The following is a 365-nucleotide window of genomic DNA, read 5'->3' as shown; positions in this document are numbered from 1 at the left end:
TCGTCTGCGAGGGCTGCCGGTCGGCAGGTCCTGTCGGTGGTGGTTTGCACGTCTGTCTATCAGGACGTTGTGTGTTAAGGTGTGAGGGCGACGTACGGTCGGTCGGTGGAGCGGGTGTTGCGGTCGGCGTTGTCGCAGGCGGGGTTGAACCCGCAGGTCGTCGACGCGGTCGAGGCGCACGGCACCGGCACGACGCTCGGCGACCCCATCGAGGCCCAGGCCCTACTGGCCACCTACGGTCAGGACCGTGACGGTGGTGACCCGCTCTGGCTCGGGTCGGTGAAGTCCAACATCGGCCACACGCAGGCGGCGGCCGGTGTCGCCGGCATCATCAAGATGGTCCTGGCGATGCGGCACGAGACCCT

The 365-nt window shown here is 67.9% G+C and carries 1 pseudogene; it reads left to right on the top strand.

The window, feature by feature from the left end:
- Positions 1 to 365: pseudogene (locus PUR56_RS13335) on the top strand (hypothetical protein); the annotation flags it as partial.

This window comes from Streptomyces sp. BE303, assembly GCF_036290945.1.
Lineage (GTDB): Bacteria > Actinomycetota > Actinomycetes > Streptomycetales > Streptomycetaceae > Kitasatospora.
The sequence above is the reverse complement of the archived record's forward strand: the minus strand, read 5'-3'. Positions and strand labels throughout refer to the sequence as shown.